18 protein-coding genes are annotated in these 23150 nt (G+C 59.6%); 11 read left to right on the forward strand and 7 right to left on the reverse strand.

The window, feature by feature from the left end:
* The first annotated feature begins 377 nt into the window (after positions 1 to 377).
* The 7 genes from LOY31_RS23485 to cmoB all read left to right on the forward strand — a co-directional run bounded on the left by LOY31_RS23485 (position 378) and on the right by cmoB (position 7548).
* A complete protein-coding gene (locus LOY31_RS23485; RefSeq protein WP_258712268.1) occupies positions 378 to 752 on the forward strand; it encodes a DUF6124 family protein in 375 nt (124 codons plus the stop codon).
* A 781-nt stretch (positions 753 to 1533) separates the two neighbouring features.
* Positions 1534 to 3957 (forward strand): endopeptidase La, encoded by a 2424-nt coding sequence (gene lon / locus LOY31_RS23490; protein WP_258712269.1) that lies wholly within the window; start codon positions 1534 to 1536, stop codon positions 3955 to 3957.
* A 220-nt stretch (positions 3958 to 4177) separates the two neighbouring features.
* A complete protein-coding gene (locus tag LOY31_RS23495; RefSeq protein WP_258712270.1) occupies positions 4178 to 4570 on the forward strand; it encodes a protease inhibitor I42 family protein in 393 nt (130 codons plus the stop codon).
* 2 nt (positions 4571 to 4572) lie between these two features.
* Positions 4573 to 5220 carry a lysoplasmalogenase gene (locus tag LOY31_RS23500; protein ID WP_258712271.1) on the forward strand — a complete coding sequence of 216 codons (648 nt, stop codon included), beginning with the start codon at positions 4573 to 4575 and terminating at the stop codon, positions 5218 to 5220.
* Between the two features lie 131 nt (positions 5221 to 5351).
* Positions 5352 to 5759 (forward strand): hypothetical protein, encoded by a 408-nt coding sequence (locus tag LOY31_RS23505; RefSeq protein WP_258712272.1) that lies wholly within the window; start codon positions 5352 to 5354, stop codon positions 5757 to 5759.
* Positions 5760 to 5887: 128 nt separating this feature from the next.
* On the forward strand, positions 5888 to 6595 hold the full coding sequence (cmoA, locus tag LOY31_RS23510) for a carboxy-S-adenosyl-L-methionine synthase CmoA (RefSeq protein ID WP_218888027.1): 708 nt from the start codon (positions 5888 to 5890) through the stop codon (positions 6593 to 6595).
* The gene (gene cmoB / locus LOY31_RS23515) at positions 6592 to 7548 is read left to right on the forward strand and encodes a tRNA 5-methoxyuridine(34)/uridine 5-oxyacetic acid(34) synthase CmoB (RefSeq protein WP_007956659.1); all 957 of its coding nucleotides are present in this window, start codon (positions 6592 to 6594) and stop codon (positions 7546 to 7548) included. The genes cmoA and cmoB overlap by 4 nt, the downstream gene beginning before the upstream one ends.
* A 122-nt stretch (positions 7549 to 7670) precedes the next feature.
* Here cmoB and tadA read toward each other — a convergent pair whose 3' ends face one another.
* From tadA to LOY31_RS23530, 3 genes are all read right to left on the reverse strand, one after another.
* Positions 7671 to 8168 carry a tRNA adenosine(34) deaminase TadA gene (gene tadA / locus LOY31_RS23520; RefSeq protein ID WP_258712273.1) on the reverse strand — a complete coding sequence of 166 codons (498 nt, stop codon included), beginning with the start codon at positions 8166 to 8168 and terminating at the stop codon, positions 7671 to 7673.
* Positions 8168 to 9544, reverse strand: a complete 1377-nt coding sequence (locus LOY31_RS23525) for a multicopper oxidase family protein (RefSeq protein WP_258712274.1) — start codon at positions 9542 to 9544, stop codon at positions 8168 to 8170. Before LOY31_RS23525 ends, tadA begins: the two co-directional genes overlap by 1 nt.
* A 148-nt stretch (positions 9545 to 9692) precedes the next feature.
* Entirely contained in the window at positions 9693 to 12416 is a 2724-nt protein-coding gene (locus LOY31_RS23530) for an AAA domain-containing protein (protein WP_258712275.1), read from the reverse strand.
* 525 nt (positions 12417 to 12941) lie between these two features.
* Here LOY31_RS23530 and LOY31_RS23535 point away from each other — a divergent pair.
* Positions 12942 to 15014 carry a TerD family protein gene (locus LOY31_RS23535; RefSeq protein ID WP_258712276.1) on the forward strand — a complete coding sequence of 691 codons (2073 nt, stop codon included), beginning with the start codon at positions 12942 to 12944 and terminating at the stop codon, positions 15012 to 15014.
* 129 nt (positions 15015 to 15143) lie between these two features.
* Here the strand turns inward: LOY31_RS23535 and guaA are convergent, their stop codons facing one another.
* The 4 genes from guaA to LOY31_RS23555 all read right to left on the reverse strand — a co-directional run bounded on the left by guaA (position 15144) and on the right by LOY31_RS23555 (position 19886).
* Positions 15144 to 16721, reverse strand: coding sequence for a glutamine-hydrolyzing GMP synthase (gene guaA, locus LOY31_RS23540; protein ID WP_108590389.1), 1578 nt, complete (start codon positions 16719 to 16721; stop codon positions 15144 to 15146).
* 100 nt (positions 16722 to 16821) lie between these two features.
* On the reverse strand, positions 16822 to 18291 hold the full coding sequence (gene guaB / locus LOY31_RS23545; protein ID WP_011335798.1) for an IMP dehydrogenase: 1470 nt from the start codon (positions 18289 to 18291) through the stop codon (positions 16822 to 16824).
* A gap of 115 nt (positions 18292 to 18406) precedes the next feature.
* Positions 18407 to 18955 carry a sugar ABC transporter ATPase gene (locus LOY31_RS23550; RefSeq protein ID WP_085606832.1) on the reverse strand — a complete coding sequence of 183 codons (549 nt, stop codon included), beginning with the start codon at positions 18953 to 18955 and terminating at the stop codon, positions 18407 to 18409.
* Between the two features lie 163 nt (positions 18956 to 19118).
* Positions 19119 to 19886, reverse strand: a complete 768-nt coding sequence (locus LOY31_RS23555) for a sulfite exporter TauE/SafE family protein (protein ID WP_258712277.1) — start codon at positions 19884 to 19886, stop codon at positions 19119 to 19121.
* A 100-nt stretch (positions 19887 to 19986) separates the two neighbouring features.
* On the opposite strand from LOY31_RS23555, the gene LOY31_RS23560 reads away from it, so the two are divergent.
* Genes LOY31_RS23560 through LOY31_RS23570 form a run of 3 tightly spaced genes read left to right on the forward strand, consistent with a single transcriptional unit; the run spans position 19987 to position 23089 of the window.
* Complete coding sequence (locus LOY31_RS23560) at positions 19987 to 20874, forward strand: LysR family transcriptional regulator (RefSeq protein ID WP_258712278.1); 888 nt, start codon at positions 19987 to 19989, stop codon at positions 20872 to 20874.
* Between the two features lie 10 nt (positions 20875 to 20884).
* Positions 20885 to 22264 (forward strand): exodeoxyribonuclease VII large subunit, encoded by a 1380-nt coding sequence (gene xseA, locus LOY31_RS23565; protein ID WP_007956669.1) that lies wholly within the window; start codon positions 20885 to 20887, stop codon positions 22262 to 22264.
* Positions 22265 to 22267: 3 nt separating this feature from the next.
* Positions 22268 to 23089 (forward strand): peptidoglycan DD-metalloendopeptidase family protein, encoded by an 822-nt coding sequence (locus LOY31_RS23570; protein WP_039765736.1) that lies wholly within the window; start codon positions 22268 to 22270, stop codon positions 23087 to 23089.
* The last annotated feature ends 61 nt before the right edge of the window (positions 23090 to 23150 follow it).

The raw sequence follows: 23150 nt of genomic DNA on the forward strand, positions 1-23150 counted from the left end.
AAAAAAGGCGATGCCCTGTGAGGGGTGTCGCCTTTTTTTGTGGGCTGCGGTTTTTAAACGGGGTGTTTATGTCCTACAGACGGGGTGTTTGCGGGGGATGTTTCTGACATGTCGCGTCGGTTGTGGGTCGGAAATGGGGTGGATAGGCTTTGGGGGTCGCTGCAAATTCAGCGAACGGGCGTCGCGGCCCGACTTCTGAGGCATAATTGCCGCCGCTTAACAGCAGCACCTCAAGTGCTTGTTTATGGTGGCTGTGCGCGGGATACCTTCGGGTATGCCGAATGCCTCAGGTCGGTCCGCGAACCCGCGTACAGCTGCCACCCCTCTTTTTGCGTCGCGGCAATTAGAGGAATGGACCCATTCCTGAGGAGTAAAAAATGAAAAAACCAACACCCAATCCCCCCGAATCAAACGACACCTCGCCGTACGAATCCGCCGACTCAAAGAAACTCCACGACGCCGCCGAACGCGCGCTCGACCACCATTTCAATCCCATCCCCAAAAAATGCCCTGGCCGCCGACCGAGCCAGATGTTCCAGATATCCCCGGAAATGGACGACGAAACCCTCCTGGCTCATGCGTGTGAGTCTTTGGCCACAGCCAGTGTCATGGCCAGTGATGTGGCAGCTTTTGTCGATACGCCGCAGCGGCATCGGATCCTGGGGATTCAGCAGGTGATCATGCTGGCGGAACTGGCGGTGAATCGGGTGCTGGATAACGTCGAAGTACAATGTTACCCGACACCCAGCTAGGCCACCCTGACGAAATCGACTGCCAGCCACAGACCGCATTCGCTGGCAGCTCGATTGGGACGCAGAGCGTCCCGGGCTGCATTCCCACGCGGAGCGTGGGAACGATCAAAGCCACCCTGACGAAATCGACTGCCAGCCACAAACCGCATTCGCTGGCAGCTCGATTGGGACGCAGAGCGTCCCGGGCTGCATTCCCACGCGGAGCGTGGGAACGATCAAGTTACAGCCATGCGCGGGTGGGCCTACGCCCTGCCAGGTTCCATTCCCCGGTCGACCAACCCGCGCATGGCTCCCCCAAAAAACAGGATGAGCGTTAGCTCGACAAAGCTCTTGATCTTGATCCACAGGTCCCGTCGGCAGGCTGAGTGGAGGGGTTCATTCGGGGGTAGGCGCGCAGCGCCGTTCGACGCAGTCGAACACATCGAGAGGAGGTGCAGCGAAGCAAACCGGAGGCGATGCCCCCGGATGAATCCCGGAGCGAAGGAACCCCGAGCCTCAGCGAGCGGGCCGAACGTTGGGACAAGCCTTTTTTGCTTACTTTTTTGAGGCGTTTGTCAAAAAAGTGAGTCGCCGTAAGGGCGAAACCGCCAGCGGCAACCCCCGCAGAAACGGATATTCACCCCAAACATCCAGAGCATGGCCGGCCCAAAGGCCGCCAAGCCCAAGCCCAACCCCAAAACCCTGTCAAAATCCTGAACACACAAGCAGAAACATCCCGACCCATTGAAACCACCCAACCCCTGCCCCATCTAACAGCCATACCCAATTGCGCAGGTGCCCCATGAGCGACCAGCAAGAATTCCCCGAGAACCCCGACGACATCACCGAAACCGACGCCGAACACATCGAACACCACGTCCCCGGCAAAGGCCTCGCCCTGCCCGGCCAGAACCTGCCGGACAAGGTCTACATCATCCCGATCCACAACCGCCCGTTCTTCCCGGCCCAGGTCCTGCCGGTCATCGTCAACGAAGAACCCTGGGCCGAAACCCTCGAACTGGTCAGCAAATCCGAACACCACTCCCTTGCCCTGTTCTTCATGGACACACCCCAGGAAGACCCGCGCCACTTCGACACCAAGGCGTTGCCGCAATACGGCACCCTGGTCAAGGTGCACCACGCCAGCCGCGAAAACGGCAAACTGCAATTCGTCGCCCAGGGCCTGAGCCGCGTCCGCATCAAGACCTGGCTCAAGCACCATCGTCCGCCGTATCTCGTTGAAGTCGAATACCCGCACCAGCCCACCGAGCCAACCGACGAGGTCAAGGCCTACGGCATGGCGCTGATCAACGCGATCAAGGAACTGCTGCCGCTCAACCCGCTGTACAGCGAAGAACTGAAGAACTACCTCAACCGCTTCAGCCCCAACGATCCGTCGCCGCTGACCGACTTCGCCGCCGCCCTGACCTCCGCCACCGGCCCCGAGCTGCAAGAAGTGCTCGACTGCGTGCCGATGCTCAAGCGCATGGAAAAAGTCCTGCCGATGCTGCGCAAGGAAGTCGAAGTCGCGCGCCTGCAAAAAGAAATCTCCGCCGAAGTGAACCGCAAGATCGGCGAGCATCAGCGCGAGTTCTTCCTTAAAGAACAGCTCAAGGTCATCCAGCAGGAACTCGGCCTGACCAAGGACGACCGCAGCGCCGACCTCGAACAGTTCGAGCAGCGCCTGGAAGGCAAAGTCCTGCCGACGCAAGTGCAGAAGCGCCTCGAAGAAGAGATGAACAAGCTGTCGATCCTCGAAACCGGATCGCCGGAGTACGCGGTCACCCGCAACTACCTCGACTGGGCGACCTCGGTGCCGTGGGGCGTGTACGGCGAAGACAAACTCGACCTCAAGCACGCGCGCAAGGTGCTCGACAAACACCACGCCGGCCTCGACGACATCAAGGACCGGATCCTCGAATTTCTCGCGGTCGGTGCCTATAAAGGCGAGATCAGCGGTTCCATCGTGCTGCTGGTCGGCCCGCCGGGCGTGGGTAAAACCAGCGTCGGCAAGTCCATCGCCGAATCCCTTGGCCGGCCGTTCTACCGCTTCAGCCTCGGCGGCATGCGCGACGAAGCCGAGATCAAGGGCCACCGCCGCACCTACATCGGCGCGCAGCCGGGCAAACTCGTGCAGGCGTTGAAAGACGTCGAAGTGATGAACCCGGTGATCATGCTCGACGAGATCGACAAGATGGGCCAGAGCTACCAGGGCGACCCGGCCTCGGCGCTGCTGGAAACCCTCGACCCGGAACAGAACGTCGAATTCCTCGACCACTATCTGGACCTGCGGATGGACCTGTCGAAAGTCCTGTTCGTCTGCACCGCCAATACCCTGGATTCGATTCCCGGCCCGTTGCTGGACCGGATGGAAGTGATTCGCCTGTCCGGCTACATCACCGAAGAAAAAGTCGCCATCGCCAAACGCCACCTGTGGCCGAAACTGCTGGAAAAGGCCGGCGTGTCCAAGGGCAGCCTGAGCATCAGCGATACGGCGCTCAAAGCCTTGATCGACGGCTACGCCCGTGAAGCCGGCGTGCGCCAGCTGGAAAAACAGATGGGCAAACTGGTGCGCAAAGCGGTGATGAAGCTGATCGACGATCCGAAAGCGGTAATCAAGATCGGCCCGAAAGACCTCGAAGCGTCCCTCGGCCATCCGGTGTTCCGCAACGAGCAAGTGTTGTCTGGAACCGGTGTGATTACTGGTCTGGCGTGGACCAGCATGGGTGGCGCGACTCTGCCGATTGAAGCCACGCGGATTCACACGTTCAATCGCGGTTTCAAACTCACCGGGCAACTGGGCGATGTGATGAAGGAGTCGGCGGAGATCGCCTACAGCTACGTCAGTTCGCACCTGAAGTCGTTCGGTGGCGATCCGAAGTTCTTCGACGAAGCCTTCGTCCACCTGCACGTGCCGGAAGGCGCAACACCGAAGGACGGCCCGAGCGCCGGCGTGACCATGGCCAGCGCCTTGCTCTCCCTCGCTCGTAATCAGGCGCCGAAAAAGGGCGTTGCCATGACTGGCGAGCTGACGCTGACCGGGCATGTGCTGCCGATTGGCGGGGTGCGCGAGAAGGTGATTGCGGCGCGGCGGCAGAAGATTTTCGAGTTGATTTTGCCGGAGGCGAATCGCGGCAACTTCGAAGAGCTGCCGGATTACCTGAAAGAAGGCATCAACGTGCATTTCGCCAAGAAGTTTGCGGATGTGGCGAAGGTGCTTTTCTAACGCTCCCCTGCTGATCGTTCCCACGCTCTGCGTGGGAATGCCGCCCGGGACGCTCTGCGTCCCTTCACAAGCGTGACGCGGAGCGTCACAGGATGCATTCCCACGCGGACGGTTCGACGCCTCGACGTGGGAACGATCACGCCAAGCCTGGCGTTGTCACACTTTGTCTCATCTTCAGTTATGCTCGCCGTTCGTCGCCAACGCCGGAGCCACTGAATCCATGTCCCCCCTTCGCCTGTTTTTACCCCTGCCCCTCGCCCTGCTGGCCGCCTGCGCCACGCAACCGAAAACCAACGTGACCGTGGAAAAACAGAGCGAATGCCCGGTGCGGCTGACCAACGGGCAAAACCTGATCGTCATGCTCCCGAGCAACCCCACCACGGGCTACCGCTGGGCCATCCAGGATTCCGCCGGCGGCGTATTGCGCGCCCTCAGCCCCGAGGTCTACAGCAACCCGGAAGATGCCGGCGTGGTCGGCGCGGCCGGTCTCTCGACCTGGCGCTTCCAGGCTTTCGCCACCGGCACCGGTCGCCTGCGTCTGACTTCGCAGCAACCGTGGGCGCCGGAAGTGTTGCCGGTGGAAACCTTTGACTGCGCCATTTCGGTGAACTGATCGTGGGCTGGCTGATCCTCGCGCTGATGGGCGCCGTGACCTTTCTCTACGGCGTCAGCACCCATGCGGCGCTGCTTTGCCTGCTGGTCAAACCGCTGCCGGTGTTGGCGTTGCTGGGCTGGTTGCACGATGCGCCGCCCAGCGACTATCGGCGCTGGATCAGCCTCGGTCTGATTTTCTCGTTGATCGGCGATGTGCTGCTGGCGTGGCCGGGGGATTTGTTTGTCTTCGGTCTCGGCGCGTTTCTGGTCGCGCATCTGGCGTATCTCAAGGCCTATCTCAGCGATTGCCGGCGCCTGGCCCTGCTGCCGCTGATCCTGGCCCTTAGCGTGGGCGCCGTGCTGTTGGGCATATTGATCGGCAGCGGACTCGGCCCGTTGACCGTGCCGGTGATCGTCTACGGCACCGCCATCAGCGCCATGCTCTGGCGCGCACTGGCCCGACTCGGCAGCGGCGTACCGCAACGTTCGGCGCTGCTGGCGGCGGGCGGCGCGGTGGCGTTCGTGTTCTCCGACAGCGTGATCGGCATCAACCGGTTTGTCTCACCGTTCAATGCGGCGCCTTACATCATCATCCTGAGCTACTGGCTGGGCCAGTGGGGGATTGCGGCGTCGGCGTTTCACGTAGAAAAAGCCGAAAAAACGCTATAACCGTTTCGAAATCGATTACCAAATCAAATCAACGACTGTCATTTCTGACAGTTAGATTGCAAGCCTGAAAAACATACAGTTGCTCGAAGCGGCAGACCATGGTGGTTTGTCGCACTATCGAGAGACTCAGCATGAGTAACCCAACTCCCAAGTCCGCCGGCACTTTCAGCCTCGCCATTGATAACAACAACCCTGTTGCCTTCCAACTTGTCGTTGCGTTCGAAGAACCGAACCACATCAGAATTACGGGTGAACGAGAAGAGTGGGGAGAACAAGTCAAACGCATGGAATTCCATCTCGCGAAGACCATCACCGGCGGCCGCTATGACTTGAATTCGCCGGAAGTGAAGCTCGTGGAAGCCGTATCGGACTGGGTCAATACCAAGTACCTGGTGAAAACACTGACTCTCGATATCAATGCGAATCACACGACCCGCCACATTGTTGGTCAGTTTCAATTCACGGCAGATGAAATTGATTCCCAAGGTTCCGGTATCGGCATCACGGGTAAAGGAGATTTCAATATCCACTACTCCTGAGTCCGCCTGCCCACGGTTTATCAGACAACCCGCGCATCTGCGCGCCAGTTTGGCTAAAATGCCGGCCTTTAATCGACACCGCCGGAACTGCCGTGAGCAAAGAACCCGATCGCATTTTCGCCCAGCCGATGGCCCAGGTGCCTGACTTCGCCTTCAACGAAGACGTGGTGCGGGTGTTCCCGGACATGATCAAGCGTTCGGTCCCGGGTTACCCGACCATCGTCGAGAACCTCGGCGTGCTCGCGGCGCAGTTCGCCCAGCCGAACAGCGTGCTCTACGACCTCGGCGCCTCCCTCGGCGCCGTGACCCAGGCCCTGCGCCGCCATGTGCGCACCGACGGTTGCCGGGTGATCGCGGTGGATAACTCGGCGGCGATGGTCGAGCGCTGCCGCGAGTACCTCAACGGTCAGGATTCGATGTTCCAGGAGTTGCTGCCGGTCGAGGTGATCGAAGGCGACATCCTCGCCCTCGATTTCAAACCGGCCTCGGTGGTGGCGCTGAACTTCACCCTGCAATTCATCGCTCCGGATCAGCGCACGGCGTTGCTGTCGCGCATTCGCCAATCGTTGTTGCCGGGCGGTGCGCTGATTCTGTCGGAGAAGCTGCGCTTCAACGATGCCGAAGAACACGCGCTGCTGACCGATCTGCACGTCGCGTTCAAACGCGCTAACGGCTACAGCGAACTGGAAATTGCCCAGAAGCGCAGCGCCATCGAAAACGTCATGAAGCCCGACAGCCTCGAAGAACACCGCGAGCGCCTGCTGGCCGCCGGGTTCTCGAAAGTCGTGCCGTGGTTCCAGTGTCTTAACTTTGCCTCGTTGATTGCCTTGCCATGATTGATCTGTCCCCCCTCGCCCGCCGTCTGGCCGGCACGCCGCTGGCCGAATGGGCCAACACCCTGCAAGTGCAGCTCGACAAGAAAATGGAGAAAGGTCACGGTGATCTGGAGCGCTGGCAAAGTGCGCTGGACGCCCTGCCGAAGATCCAGCCGACTGAAGTCGACCTGCTCGACGGTCTCAAGCTCGACACCGATTGCGACGACGAAACCCGCGCGCAAATGCGTACTGCGCTGATGGGTCTGTCGCCGTGGCGCAAGGGGCCGTTCGATCTGTTCGGCGTGCACGTCGACACCGAGTGGCGTTCGGACTGGAAGTGGTCGCGGGTCGCCCCGCATCTGGATCTGAAGGGCAAACGCATCCTCGATGTCGGTTGCGGCAACGGCTACTACATGTGGCGCATGCTCGGCGCCGGCGCCGACAGCGTGATCGGCGTCGATCCGAACTGGCTGTTTTTCTGCCAGTTCCAGGCGGTGCAGCGTTATCTGTCAGAGCCGAATGCCTGGCACCTGCCGTTCCCGTTCGAAGACCTGCCGCCGAATCTGGAAGGCTTCGACACGGTGTTTTCCATGGGTGTGTTCTATCACCGTCGCTCGCCGATCGAGCATTTACTGGCGCTGAAGGATTGCCTGGTGAAAGGTGGTGAACTGGTGCTGGAGACGCTGGTGGTCGAAGGCGACAAACATCAGGTGCTGGTGCCGGAAGACCGTTATGCGCAGATGCGTAATGTGTGGTTCCTGCCGTCGGTGCCGGCGCTGGAACTGTGGCTGCGTCGTGCGGGGTTCACGGATGTGAAATGCGTGGATGTGAGCACCACCACTGTTGAAGAACAGCGCGGGACTGAATGGATGAAGTATCAGTCGTTGAGTGATTTCCTTGATCCGGAAGATCACAGCAAGACGATTGAAGGGTTGCCGGCGCCGATGCGGGCGGTGATTGTCGCGAAGAAGTAACTCTTCCAAACACCAAAAAACCTGTGGGAGCGAGCCTGCTCGCGATTGGATCTGACAGCCACCGAAGTATTGAATGTCAGACCGCTATCGCGAGCAGGCTCGCTCCCACATTGGTTTTGTGTTCAGTCTGCCGGTTTCGCGCGCCGCGCCCTGAAGAACTCAGTCAACACCGCGCCACACTCCTCCGCCAACACCCCGCCTTCATACAACACTCGATGGTTGAGAAAGCCCTGAGTGAAGAACTGCCCCTGACTCTGCACAATCCCGGCCTTGGGCTCCAGCGCGCCGTACACCACACGGGTGATCCGCGAGTGCACGATCAGCCCGGCGCACATGCTGCACGGTTCCAGCGTCACGTAGAGCGTACTGCCTGGCAGTCGATAGTTATCCACCGCTTGCGCGGCGGCGCGGATCGCGACCATTTCTGCGTGTGCGCTGGGATCACTGGTGCTGATCGGGCAGTTGAAGCCACGACCGATAATCTCGCCATCCTGCACCAGCACCGCGCCTACCGGCACTTCACCGAGGGCTGCGCCTTGGGCTGCCAGCTCCAGCGCCTCGCGCATGTAGTCGCGATCACGGCTGCGGTCGATGATCGCAGCGGGGCGAATCTGGCGCATCACTTCACCTCGATGGCGGCCATCAGGCCGGTTTCCATGTGGTCGATCACGTGGCAGTGGAACATCCACACCCCCGGGTTATCTGCCACCAGCGCCACTTGCGCGCGCTCGTTCTTGCCCAGCAGGTAGGTGTCGGTGAAGTACGGAATGATCTTGTGCCGGTTCGACGCAATCACCTTGAAGCTCATGCCGTGCAGGTGGATCGGGTGCTGGTACTGGGTCATGTTCTTCAGTTCGAAAATATAGCTCTGGCCCAGTTTCAGGCTGGCAATCGGCCGATCGGCGCAGGTCTTGTCGGTGATGTCCCAGGCCTTGCCGTTGATCTGCCACAGGCTCGGCGGCTTGCCGTTGTCGACATTCACAGACACCGAACCGACCCATTCGAAATTGAAGTTGAGTTTCTCCGCATTGGCCAGGTCCGGCTCGGCCACCGGGTTGGCCGGCAATTGTTTCGGCCACTCGGTCGGCGCGTCATTATTGGCCACCGAACGTAAAGTCCCGAGGCGAACCGGGCCGTTGCGCAGCGACAGTTCCTCACCGGCCGCCGGCGACTTGATCGCCAGGCAGATGCGCATGCCCGGGCCCAGCCAGTATTCCTTGCCCAACGGGCGCGGCTCGACCGGGTTGCCGTCCAGCGCATAGATCTGCGCTTCGACGCCGGGAATGTTGATGCGATAGGTCAGGGTGTTGTCGAGGTTGAGCAGGCGTACGCGGGTGATCTGCCCGGCTGGCAACTCGATTACCGGCGAAGGCACGCCGTTGATGGTCGAAAGCCGCCCCGCCGTACCCCCACGGGCCGCTTCGCGCGGGATGCTGAATTCGACGAAGTTGCCCTCGTCGTCGATGTGCCAGTTCTTCAGGCTCAGGGTCTTTTCGTACTTGAACCCGGTCGGCTCGCGCTCCTCAACGATCAACGGCCCGACCAGCCCGCGACCGAGTTCTTCGCTGCTGCTGACGTGCGGGTGATACCAGTAGCTGCCGGCATCCGGCACACGGAATTTGTAATCGAAGTATTCGCCCGGCAGCACCGGCAATTGCGAAACGTACGGCACGCCATCCATCTCCAGCGGCAGGCGAATACCGTGCCAGTGAATGGTCGTCGCCACCGGCAGATGGTTGATGAACCGCACCCGCAACCATTCGCCCTGACGCACGCGCAACTCGGTACCCGGTGCCGACGGGCCAAACGCCCAGGCTTCGGTCTTGTGCCCCGGCACCAGCTCGACGTCCAGTGGTGCGGCGATCAGCTCATAGTCATGTCCCGCATCGGCATCGGCCATCTTGCCCAGCCAGTAACGCGACGCGCCCCCCGCTCCCACGCCAACGACAACAAGACCGGCCAGGCCACCGAGGATTTGGCGACGGGTAAAGGACATGAACTCAACTACCTCACGTATCTGCGGCGGGCCCGCAGGCCCGTAAAGGGCGAATACGATACACCTGCAATTGAGAAAGATTAAGTGAAGTGTTGTCGCATCCAATCCGGTATTGACGACAAAAAGAACCTCACTGTGCTCTTGAGCCTCAAGCGGGCGCGGTATTTCCTCCAGTGGTTGTACTTGCCCACTGCGCCATAAACTCGGCTACCCGGTCCTCGATGCGACTCTCGACGGTGCGTAGACGTAATAGCGAAATACCCGCCTTTTGCAGGATGCTGTCTTTCAAGGCATCCCGTTCGATTTGCATCGGTGTCGCGTGACTTCCTCCGTCGACCTCTATCACTCCGAGTGGTCTTTTACCGACTTTGAAATAGATCACGAAATCACAACTGGCGCGGTTGTCCATGAACTCCCTTTCTCTCGGGGTCAGCCACTCGTTGGCCGTCGAGACCAACTGGTTCAATTCGATCTGGCCGTGGGCCGCAATCCCCCGGTAGAGCTCCTGATCAAGGGTCTCTCGCAGTATCTGCGCCATGATCTGCTCGGACTTGTAGTCGGAATCGCTCCTTCGCAACTTGCTATTGAGCCGCTCCAGCGACTTGTCGTATTCCGTGTAGAGCAGATCGAAAGCCGATATCACGGGTGCGCGATGAAGTTGCGCTTCATCAGCGTAGTACTCCATATAACGCACCAACGCTGCGATGTGCCCATTGTTGGCCGTGAAAACGTCTTCGCCGGTGACCAGGGTGAAGCGCTTTTTGGCCCGCGATACCGCCACATTGATCATCCGGGGGTCGTCCACGAACGCTAGAAGTTTCGGTGTCGTACTCTTTTTGTCCAGCACAGTGGAAAAGACGATCTCGTCGCACTCCCGCCCCTGGAATTTGTGAACGGTGTCTTTGACGAAATCCTCTGGCAAAAGAGTGCCAGACAACCTGGCCTGGTTCCTGAACGGGGCGATGAATCCTCTGCCGTCTTCGTCCTCCCAAGTACTTTCGCCCTCACCATCAAGCACTGCCAACAGTGAATCCAGTTCCCGGAGATTGGTTTTGTGCCGCGTGTGATTACCCTTTGCGGTCACCAGCATTGACAACGGCTTTTCCCCGCGATCTTCAGTCATCGGAACCAGTTGATCGTCGTAGAACTGCTGATTGCAGAACTTGATGATCTGCGGGTGACAGCGATAGTGCTCCTTCAATAGGGTCATCGGGATCGCACCTTCGAACACGCTGACACACGAATCCAGCAAACTGTACTTCTCGCAATCGTAGTGAGCCGCTGGTGCTGCCATGTCCAGCGTCGCCGGAATGTGTGCCAACTGCTTTCTGTCACCGACAACGATCAGATTCTTCGCACAGCCCAGAGCCAATACTCCAGGAACGATGTCTTGCTGCGAAGCCTCGTCAATGATGACGTAGTCGAGCACTGTGCCGGTTTTCAAGGAATTGACGATGGAATGCGTACCGCTTGAAATGATCGGATAGCGCTTTATGAATTCATCGAATCTGGCTTTCCGATAACTCTTGGCATCGAAGGGCTCAGTTTGCGGTACATGTCGGTGGAGATGCTGCTTCAAGTACTTCATCGAGGTACTCGTAAGTTCTTCAAGCAACACCTGATAATTACCCAGCCGCAACTTTTCCTGAAGCCCTGCCAGCGTCGCTTTTCTTTCCTGAAGCGCTTTGTCGTAGTAGTGAAGCTGCAGACCGTAGAAGACCGATTTGCGCTTGGCCCAGTCATCGAATGGTTTCATGCGCAGGATCTTGAAGTTGAACAGCATTTCTATCCTGTCCTTGATTCGCACGCGGTTGCCAGCGAGGTGCGTCAGGAATGCCATCAGGTCGGTGGACTTTTGCGGGGTCAGGTTATATTTGCCCAGGGGAATGGGATCCAGCACGCCACTTTCTTGCTGCCACTGCCGCAAATAACTGCGCTCGATCTCCAGCTCACTGACTTCAGTCTGCAGCCTGGCCATCGTGTTGCGGTCAGCCAGGTAGCCTTTGAGTTTCTGAAAGACACTCTGAATGTTCGCCATCTCAGGCGCCGCTTCAGGAGCAATTGTGGGTCGGGGACGAGGATTGGCAAAAAACGCTTCACGGTTTTCATTGCTGCCCAACTCGGCAACCAGATAACCGAGGCCTGACTTACCTAGCTTTTCACATACGTTGGACACTGCCGCATTGTTGTTCGATACCACCGCCACGGTTTTTCCACGCAACAGAATGTTGGCGACAATGTTCAGAATGGTTTGTGTCTTGCCGGTGCCGGGGGGCCCTTCGATCAAACTGATCTGAGAAGTGAAAGCCTGCTCCACTGCTTCAAGCTGACTCTCATTGAGACCAAATGGAAAAACAAGGTCTGCTACAGGCTCCTGACTTCCATTACGACCGGTGCAATAAGCGTGCAATGCGGTGCTCGCGCATGCAGAAATTGAATCGAACTGGCGCTGCACATTCTCGGCGATCACCTTATCCTTTTCCGATTCGGCCTGAATGACTCTCGCATCAGCTACAGAGCGGAAATACTGGAAAACCGAATCGTCTTTCATCTTCGTCGGTGTGGTGAATTCGATATCGGCGAGCTTGTAAGCGTACTTTTTGCCACCTGCGGAATACTGAACGACGGCATATTTCTCGCCGTAAATCACTGCACTCTCGACAGCACTTATCACTGAGCTGGATTTTTTCCTCAGTAGCAGGTGTTTCACTTCTCGAGTCGGAACAACCTCGCACTCGGCAAGCGGACTGGGCCAACTCTTGCCAGATGGATAGTGACAAGTCAGCGAGACGCCACCGCGCCCATCACCTTTTATCGTCCAGTCGCTGATCTGACGGGTCTTGTCTATTCCGTTCACGTAGATGGAAACCATATATCCCTTACGCAGCAGCGCTCACAGCCTGCCCACATCCTTGTCGTTGAAACCCGAATCCACCGATCCGGAGCAATTGACACTATTTTGCCACCACCCTTCATCCGTATACCAGCTTCCCGCCAGCGCACGCACCAAACAGAAATAAGCGTGTCCTGCTGAATTACAAGAGCGCCTTTCGGCGCCCTTGTAATTCAGCATATTTCCACTTGGTAGTCGCCAGATGGAACACTGCGAATACCTGAAAGACTTTGCGGCCCCTGAAAGGACGAGCGACCTATCACTCATAAACACCTTGTTTTTTCGGTGACGCAGCTTGTTACCGTTGGAATGCCAAGCAACCTGACAACCGGGGAGAACTTTCCGTAGAATGCCGGCGTGGCTATGGAACACCTTCCTTCTAAACCCTATGAACTAGGGGTTCCGCTCTCCACACCGCGCCTGCTCCCAGCAGGCGTTTTCATATCGGCTGTAGACACGATGCTGCAGCTCGCTCACGACGGCGACCCAGGGAGAAAATCAAGCATGAATCAGGAGCTGTTCCTGCGTCGCCGCAGTAAAGTTCACGTCCCGATGGGCACTGGTGGTGCCACGCGCGCTCAGGTCGCGTCGGCTATTCGGGAAATCGCGGCGTTCCGGTGCGTACTGTCAGAGCCCCTGATTGAGCAAATCGGCCTGTTGTCGGCGACAGAGCTCAAGTACTGGTTGCGTGACATTGTCAGAGTGCTTCGGCGCAGGAGTGGCGCTCATGTGCACCACCGGCCGTTTTACCCTGACTTTCCTGAGCAGGTTCTGACGGCCTCGGAGGCCGAGCTGTACCTCAACGCCGTCATGCATTACCACACGCTTCGACGTTTACCCGCGACTGAAGACTCTCGACCTCCAATGCTTGAAGGCAACTTCATTCCCTGGGTTATCGAACCGGGAAGCATCCCTGAGTTCGAGTCACTGCTCGAGCCGCTGGTTTCATCACGCACCTCGCTCTCCGAAGAGGAAGCGGCCGACGTCGTCTGGTTTATCCGCGAGTACAAAAGTGAAGTGTTCCGTCTGCTGCCTGAGGTCGTCCCGTTCCGGGAGATCCGGGCACAGGTTGGCGGCGCACTGATCCTGCATGTAGCTGGCGATGCACGGGTGGATGCATTTCTGGAGCAAAACGTCGAAACGGCGACTGACGTGCTACGACTGGCGATCGCGTTGAATGGAGGAGACGTGTCACTGGCAACCGCTACAACACGTTTCAAAGCGATGAAGCGCTCGATGCGCCGTCTGCTGTTGAGCCTGCTCGACCGAATACCCAACGCTACGGAAGACGTGATGCGGCATGCCGAGCGATGGAAACGCCTGGCTGAAGTACTTCATCCGGGCGATTACGCCGATAAATACCCAAGAGCGCTGGCCGCAATCACCGCAGCGCGTCGCAACGAAGCGCCTGCCTCATTTGGTTCACGCGTCGAAACATTGTTCGCCCAGCGCGATATTGCCGAGCTTGTGTCCGTGCTACTGAGCCGTCCCGGTGAGTTCGCACGACGGCTGGACGCGACCCTGCGGCGCGCGACGGAACCAGAGCCGGTTCTCGATGCGTTCGAGGCTGTTGCCCCACAAGTGTCCTCGCCTGTCCTGCTGCAGTTGCTGGCCCAGTCACGTGCGCCGCGCCCCCTGCCACTTCGGGCGTTCACACCGAAGGGTTCATTCGCCAAAGTCTATGGCATCAAGGATAACCGAGAGCTTCTCGCACCCGAGGTGCTGGCTCGTGCAGCGCGAATCTGCGAGGACGCTCTGGTATCGCGTTTTGCGGCACTAGCGCCATTGGGTCGCTGTTACATTGATCCAGAATTACGCGAGTACAGGGTACCGCTGGCACAACGCGCTTCTTCGAAATCGCTGCGTACACTGGTGCGGGGCAGCCGATTGCCGATGCCTGACACACGTTTCATTCGCCTTTTTCTTTGGTGGAAGAACGGTCGTGCACGCACGGACATCGACTTGTCCGCCGCATTTTTCGATGCCAACTTCGTGTTCAGAGAAACGGTTGCGTACTACAACCTGAGAGATTACGGCGGCTGCCACAGCGGCGACATCGTCGACGCACCCGAAGGGGCTTCGGAGTTCATCGACCTCGACCTTGAAGTCCTCGTCGAGAAGGGCATTCGCTACGTCGTCACGTCTATCAACTCATTCACCCAGCAGCCGTACTGCGATCTTCCAGAATGCTTCGCTGGCTGGATGGCACGCGCCGATACTGCATCGGGTGAAGTATTCGAGCCGCGAACCGTGTTCGATCGTATCGATATCGCCTCCGACACACAGATCTGTCTGCCATTTGTGATGGACTTGCAGGAGCGGCGCGTGATCTGGGCCGACCTGGGACTGACCTCATCTCCTCGGTGGAACAATGTCGGGAACAACCTCAGTGGGATTTCGTTGATGCTGCGGGCTTTGGTACATACACCACGGCCTGATCTGGAGACATTGTTCGATTTGCATGTACGAGCACGAGGCGAACGAGTGGCTTCGCCGCAGCAGGCACAAGCGGTGTTCGCACCTGATCAGGGGATAACACCGTTCGATACGGATTTGATTCGGTCACAGTTCCTCTAATACCTGCGCCCTCCTCCGCACTTTCCGCCAAAAACAAAAATGCCAGTCAGATTAACTGACTGGCATTTTTTATAACCCTTCTGCGCCCCTGCGAATCCAACCTTGAATTCTAGAGGGCGCGACGCAGGATCACTCCCACTCAATGGTCGCCGGCGGCTTGCTCGACACGTCGTAAGTAACGCGCGAGATGCCTTCGATTTCATTGATGATGCGGCCGGACACGGTTTCCAGCAGTTCGTAAGGCAGGTGTGCCCAACGTGCGGTCATGAAGTCGATGGTTTCCACGGCACGCAGGGCCACGACCCAGGCGTAACGACGGCCATCGCCGACCACGCCAACCGACTTCACTGGCTGGAACACGACGAAGGCCTGGCTGACCTTGTGGTACCAGTCGGCCTTGCGCAGTTCTTCGATGAAGATGTGGTCGGCGCGACGCAGCAGGTCGGCGTATTCCTTCTTCACTTCGCCGAGGATGCGCACGCCCAGGCCCGGGCCCGGGAACGGGTGACGGTAGACCATGTCGTACGGCAGGCCCAGTTCCAGGCCCAAACGACGAACTTCGTCCTTGAACAGTTCGCGCAGTGGCTCGACCAGTTTCAGGTTCATCTCTTCCGGCAGGCCGCCCACGTTGTGGTGCGACTTGATCACGTGGGCCTTGCCGCTTTTCGCGCCAGCCGACTCGATCACGTCCGGGTAGATGGTGCCCTGAGCCAGGTACTTGATGTTGTCCAGCTTGCAGGATTCGGCATCGAACACGTCGATGAAGGTACGACCGATGATCTTGCGCTTCTTCTCTGGATCGGCTTCGCCGGCCAGGTTGTTCAGGAACTGGTCTTCAGCGTTGGCGCGGATCACCTTGACGCCCATGTTCTCGGCGAACATGGCCATCACCTGCTCGCCTTCGTGCAGACGCAGCAGGCCATTGTCAACGAAAACGCAGGTCAGCTGGTCGCCGATGGCCTTGTGCAGCAGCGCCGCAACCACCGAGGAGTCCACACCGCCGGACAGACCCAGCAGCACGTTGTCGGTACCGACCTGTGCGCGGATGTTGGCGATGGCGTCTTCGGCGATCTTCGACGGAGTCCACAGGGCTTCACAGCCGCAGATGTCGAGAACGAAACGCGACAGGATGCGACCGCCCTGCTTGGTGTGGGTCACTTCCGGGTGGAACTGCACGCCGTAGTAGGCGCGCTCGTCGTTGAACATGCCGGCGATCGGGCAGCTCGGGGTGCTGGCCAGGATGTGGAAGTCTTCCGGCATTTTGGTGACCTTGTCACCGTGGCTCATCCACACGTCGAGGCCGAACAGGCCGTCGGCGTCGATGTGGTCTTCGATGCCGTCGAGCAGACGGCTCTTGCCGACCACGTCAACGCGGGCATAACCGAACTCACGCAGTTCGGAGCCTTCAACCTTGCCGCCCAGTTGCTCGGCCATGGTCTGCATGCCGTAGCAGATACCGAAGACCGGTACGCCCAGGTCGAACACCGCTTGCGGGCAGCGCGGGCTGTTGGCTTCGTGCACGGACTCGGGACCGCCGGCGAGGATCACGCCTTTTGGCGCAAATTCGCGGATCGCATCTTCGTCCATGTCGAACGGGTGCAGTTCGCAGTACACACCAATCTCGCGCACGCGGCGGGCGATCAGTTGGGTGTATTGCGAACCGAAGTCGAGGATCAGGATGCGGTGAGCGTGAATGTCGAGGGCCATGATTCAGTCTCGTCTAAGTAATTCAGAAACAGTCTTTGATTCAGAAACGACTCGGGGCTGAATAAAACAGCCCCGGTCATTTAACGTTTTGCTTGAAGCCTCAACCTACGCGGTAGTTTGGCGCTTCCTTGGTGATCTGCACGTCGTGAACGTGGGATTCGGCCATGCCGGCACCGGTGATCCGCACGAACTCAGGCTTGGTGCGCATTTCTTCGATGTTGGCGCTGCCGGTGTAACCCATCGAGGAACGCAGACCGCCCATCAACTGGTGAATGATCGCGCTCAGGGTGCCCTTGTAAGGAACACGCCCTTCGATGCCTTCCGGAACCAGTTTCTCGGCGCCTGCCGAGGAGTCCTGGAAGTAACGGTCGGAGGAACCTTGAGCCTGGGACATGGCGCCCAGCGAACCCATGCCGCGATAAGCCTTGTACGAACGGCCCTGGAACAGTTCGATCTCGCCCGGCGCTTCTTCGGTACCTGCGAACATCGAGCCCATCATCACGCAGGACGCACCGGCCACGATGGCCTTGGACAGGTCACCGGAGAAACGGATGCCGCCGTCGGCGATCAACGGAACGCCGGTGCCTTCGAGGGCAGCGGCAACGTTGGCGATGGCACTGATTTGCGGAACGCCGACACCGGCGACGATACGGGTGGTGCAGATCGAGCCAGGGCCGATACCGACCTTGACGGCATCGGCGCCAGCTTCGGCCAGAGCCTTGGCGGCTGCGCCGGTGGCGATGTTGCCGCCGATCACCTGCACTTCAGGGAAGTTCTCTTTGACCCAGCGAACGCGGTCGATCACGCCTTTGGAGTGACCGTGTGCGGTGTCGACCACCACCACGTCCACACCGGCATTGACCAGGGCGGCAACGCGGTCACCGGTATCTTTACCGGTACCGACCGCAGCGCCGACGCGCAGACGACCTTGATCGTCCTTGCTGGCCAGCGGGTAGGCCTTGGCTTTTTCGATGTCTTTGACGGTCATCATGCCTTTGAGGGCAAACTTGTCGTCGACGATCAGGACTTTTTCCAGGCGGTGCTTGTGCAGCAGCTCGCGGACTTCGTTCTTGTCGGCGCCTTCGCGAACGGTGACCAGACGCTCTTTCGGCGTCATCACTTCACGAACGGTGGCGTCCAGACGGGTTTCGAAACGCACGTCACGGGAAGTGACGATGCCGACCAGGTCGCCATCGTGCAAAACCGGAACGCCGGAAATGTTGTGCATGCGGGTCAGTTCGAACAGATCACGAACCGTGGCGTCAGCCTCGATGGTGATGGGGTCCTTGACCACACCGGCTTCGAACTTCTTGACCTTGCGAACTTCGGCAGCTTGCTGCTCGATGGTCATGTTCTTGTGGATAATGCCGATGCCACCTTCCTGAGCCATGGCAATTGCCAGACGGGCTTCGGTGACGGTGTCCATGGCGGCAGAAACCAGAGGAATGTTCAGCTCGATGCCACGGGTAAGGCGGGTCTTCAGACTGACTTCGTTAGGAAGCACCTCGGAATAACCAGGCACTAAAAGAATGTCGTCGAAGGTCAGAGCTTCTTGGCTGATACGCAGCATCGCGGGGGCTCCCGAGCGGGAAAATGGAAGCGCGCCATTATACTCAGACACCCTACCGGGCTCAATGTAAAACTTGTCTTATATCAATGTTGCTGATGTACGGGAAAAACGCCCCTTACAACTCGACCTTGACCCAGCTCACCGGTTGATCCAGCCAGTCGGCGAATTCGTCGATGAAACTCTGCTTGAAGCCCGCCTCCAGCCAGTTGTTGAAGATGAACCCGAGGTTGGAAAACCCGCACTCCTGCAAATACAGGAAACCGTTGATGTCGTCTTCATGCCCGCATTCAGGACAGGTGAAGTTGTCGGTGCGGCCCGGCATCCAGTCTTCCAGGCTTTCGAACAGCGCTTCGCCGATCTCCTGGCGGCACTCGGCACAACCGGCTTCTTCGAGAAAACCTTTGGCCGGGGTGTAGATGCAGCGCTTGGTGATGACTTCCAGCCCATTGATCGGCTCACCGAACGGCAGCGCCTCGGGATGCAGCACCACCGCGCGGGCACCATCGGCGATGGCGTAGGCCATGCGATTGCCGGTACGTCCGCAGGTGCTCAGCTCTTCCTTGATGATGTTCTTGCGCACCAGCCAGCGCAGGATCGCCCGGGCCCGGGGCTCGTGCACCGGCAGGTTGGAGATTTTCGGGACGATGATGCTTTGGGAATTCATGGTGCAAGCCTGCTGCAAAAACCGAAGGTTACCCCTGTGGGAGCGAGCCTGCTCGCGATGGCGGTGAGTCAGTCACGTCAATACTGGCTGATACGGCACTATCGCGAGCAGGCTCGCTCCCACAGAAACTGCGGCCGGCAGCTTAATCCCTGACAAAATCCGGTCAAGTGCTTAAATAGCGGCCGATCAGCGCAATCCCGCTCGCCAGCACCAGCCAGGTCACCAGCCGCACGAAGGCCTCGCGGGACAGGCGCATGGTCAAGCGCCGTCCGACCCACAAGCCCAGCGCCATCGCCGGCAACAGGCACAGTGCAAGCATCAACAAGGGTAGCTCGGCATACACCCCGGCGATGGCGAACAGGCTCAAACGCACGACTGTGCTGCAACTGATCAGCGCACTTTGCGTGGCCCGGGCTGCGTCCTTGGGCAGTCGGCTGTTGAGATAGATTGCATAAAGAAAGCCGCCACTGCCGAACAACGCCCCGAACAGCCCGCCCACGGTGCCCATCGGTAACGCCCACCCGGCAGACAACTGCGCCGGCCGCGCCTTGATCCACAAGCTGTAGATCGCATAGGCACTGATGAACAACCCCATCAACAGCAGCAAAAGATCGGACTTGAGATTAAGCAGGAAAATCACCCCCAGCGTGCAACCCACCGCCATGCACGGCAACAGCCGCAGCAACTCCGGTTTCGCCACGTCGCGCCGCGACGGCAGCAGGTTGCCGAACGCCGCGACGAAATCCAGCAGCACCAGCAACGGCACGATCTTCGACAGTGGCATGAACAGAATCAGAATCGGCCCCGCCACCAGCGCCGTACCGAAACCGGCAATCCCGAACACGATGTACGCCAGCGCGATGGCCAGCCCGATCACCAACCAGCCCTGCGCGCCCCACGACCATTCGCTCAACAACCCCGCCACACTCATTCGCTCGCTTCCTTTATAAGCCTGCGATGACTTTAGCCAGCGCCGAGGGTTGCGACTAATATCTTCGAAACCGCCAAGTCATCTCGAAAAGGCATGCCTCGTGCTTTCAACCCGTCAATTGCGCTACTTCGTGGAAATCGCCGAGAGCGGCAGCTTCAGTGCCGCAGCCGAACGGCTGTTCATCGCTCAATCGGCGCTGAGCCGGCAGATCAAGGACATGGAAACCCGCCTGCAAACGCCGCTGTTCGAACGCACCGCACGCCAGCCCCGGCTCACCGCCGCTGGTGAAGCGTTTTTGCCCCGGGCGAGAAACCTGCTCAATGAACTGAACAAGGCCAGCACCCTGGCCACGGAAATCGGCCAGGGCCAGCGCGGTACTTTGCGCGTGTGCCACTCGAGTACCGTGCCGATCAGTGGCCGGTTGTTGCGCGACATGAGCACTTATCTGGAGCAGCAACCCGGCGTTTCGCTGGACATCGGCACGCTCTCCTCGGAAGCACAACTTGAAGAACTGGCCGAGGGCCGGCTCGATATCGGTCTTCTGCGCCTGCCGGTGCTGCGCCAGCGCGAGGGCGTTCAGATTGTGCCGCTCTATACCGAACACTTGCTGCTTGCCGTGCCGGCGGATCATCGACTGGCTTTGATGGAGGCAGTCGATCTGGCACAACTGAAAGACGAAGCCTTCATCTCCATCCCGCATCCGCAGCGCGGCGGGCTGAGTTATTTGTGCGCCGACCTGTGCATGCGTCATGGCTTCTTTCCCCAGGCTGCACGAGTGATGTCGCGCAAGACCACGCAACTGCAGTTGATCCAGGCCGGATTCGGCATCGCTCTACTGCCGGAATCAATGCAGGACATCGCGCCGGCCGGTGTGAGATTTCTGCCGCTGACCGGCGATTGCCAGAGCACCGTCGCCCTTGCTTCTCGGCAAAATCCCACACCTCTGGTGCAACACTTCCTCCAGACATTCACCGGCGAATGCCTTTAAACTGCGCCCCATGATTAAAGATCCCTTTGCAAGACTCGGCCTCGACCGCGAAGTACTGACCGTCAGCCAGCTCAACGGCCGCGCGCGGGTGTTGCTCGAAGACGTGTTCAGCAACATCTGGGTCGAAGGCGAAATCTCCAACCTCGCCCGCCCGGCGTCCGGCCACGTGTATTTCACGCTCAAGGACAGCGGCGCGCAGGTGCGTTGCGCGCTGTTCCGCCAGAACGCCGCGCGGGTGCGTCAGGCGCTGAAGGACGGTCTGGCGGTCAAGGTGCGCGGCAAGGTCTCGCTGTTCGAAGGGCGTGGCGACTATCAGTTGATCCTCGACACCGTGGAGCCGGCCGGTGATGGCGCCCTGCGTCTGGCCTTCGATGCCTTGAAGGAAAAGCTCAGCGCCGAAGGCTTGTTCAGTGCCGAGCGCAAGGTGCCGCTGCCGGCACATCCGCAGCGCATCGGCATCATCAGTTCGCCGACCGGCGCGGTGATCCGCGACATCATCAGCGTGTTCCGCCGCCGCGCGCCGCAGGTTCAGCTGACGCTGATTCCCACCGCCGTTCAGGGCCGCGAAGCCACCGCGCAGATCGTCCGCGCCCTGAAACTGGCGGATGCCCGTGGTTTCGACGCGCTGATCCTGGCTCGCGGCGGCGGCTCGCTGGAAGACCTCTGGTGCTTCAACGAAGAGGCGGTGGCCCGGGCGGTGGATGCCTGCGTCACGCCGATCGTCAGCGCGGTCGGCCATGAAACCGATGTGTCGATCAGTGACTTCGTGGCTGACGTGCGCGCTCCGACGCCGTCCGCTGCCGCTGAACTGCTTGCCCCGGATTCCAGCCACCTGATCCGGCAGGTCGAAAGCCTGCATCGCCGGTTGGTGATGCGCATGCGTGATCGCCTGATGCGCGATCGATTGCGCCTTGAAGGCATGACCCGCCGGTTGCGCCATCCCGGCGAGCGTCTGCGCCAGCAGGCACAGCGTCTGGATGATCTGGACATGCGCATGCGCCGCGCCTTCGAGCGCCAGCTCAATACCCGCCGCGAACGCCTGATTCGTCTGGAAACCCGCCTCGCCGGGCAACATCCGGGACGCCAGCTGGCCTTGTTGCGCCAGCGCCTCGACAGCCTCGCCGAGCGCCTGCCACGCGCCATGAACGAAGGCCTGAAACGCCGCCGTTTACAGCTGCAAAGCCAGATGCAGACCCTGCACGTGGTCAGCCCGCTGGCGACTCTCGGCCGTGGCTACAGCATTCTGCTGGATGAGCGCGGCAACGCGATTCGCAACGCCGCGCAGACTCACACCGGCCAGCGCCTCAAGGCCAGACTGGGCGAAGGCGAACTGCAAGTGCGCGTCGAGGACAATCACCTCACGCCTGTCACCCTTTCTTTACTGGACTGATCCATGCCGCGTTTTCTCGCTCCGCTGCTGTTGCTGTGCCTGACCTTCAACGCCCACGCCGACAGTTACATCACCCGCCTGCTGAACAAACCGGTGCCGGGCGGCGTGGCTGTCGTCGATCTGGGCACCGCTGCGCAAGCGCCGAAAGCCACGTATCAGGGCAAACCGGTGCTGGTGGTCAAGGAACAGAACAACTGGCTGGCGATTGTCGGCGTTCCGTTGACCGTCAAACCCGGCGTTCAGCAGATCAGCAGTGGCGGCCGTAACCTCAACTTCAATGTCGGCAACAAGAAATACCCGGAACAGCACATCACCCTGAAGAACACCCAGCAGGTCAATCCGAACCCGGCCAACCTCAAGCGCATCGAGGGCGAACTGGCCGAACAGATCAAGGCCTACCGCAGTTTCAGTCCGAATACGCCGAGCAATCTGCTGCTGGACAAACCGGTCAACGGGCCGCTGTCGAGCAAGTTCGGCGTGCGCCGTTTCTTCAACGGTGAAGAGCGCAATCCGCACGCAGGTCTGGACTTCGCGGTGCCGGCCGGCACGCCGATCAAGACCCCGGCAGCAGGCAAGGTGATCCTGATCGGCAACTACTTCTTCAATGGCAACACGGTGTTCGTCGACCACGGCCAGGGCTTCATCAGCATGTTCTGCCACATGTCGAAGATCGATGTGCAGAACGGCCAGCAACTGGCCCGCGGTGCGGTGGTGGGCAAGGTGGGCGCTACAGGTCGGGCGACCGGGCCGCACATGCACTGGAACGTCAGCCTGAACGATGCGCGGGTCGATCCGGCGATTTTCATTGGGGCTTTCCAGCCTTGATTTGCGGGTGAGGCGACTGGCCTCATTGCGAGCAGGCTCGCTCCCACAGGGATTGCGCACG

Origin of the sequence: Pseudomonas sp. B21-021 (assembly GCF_024749205.1) — a bacterium.
In the GTDB taxonomy this organism is placed as follows: Bacteria; Pseudomonadota; Gammaproteobacteria; order Pseudomonadales; family Pseudomonadaceae; genus Aquipseudomonas; species Aquipseudomonas paraglycinae.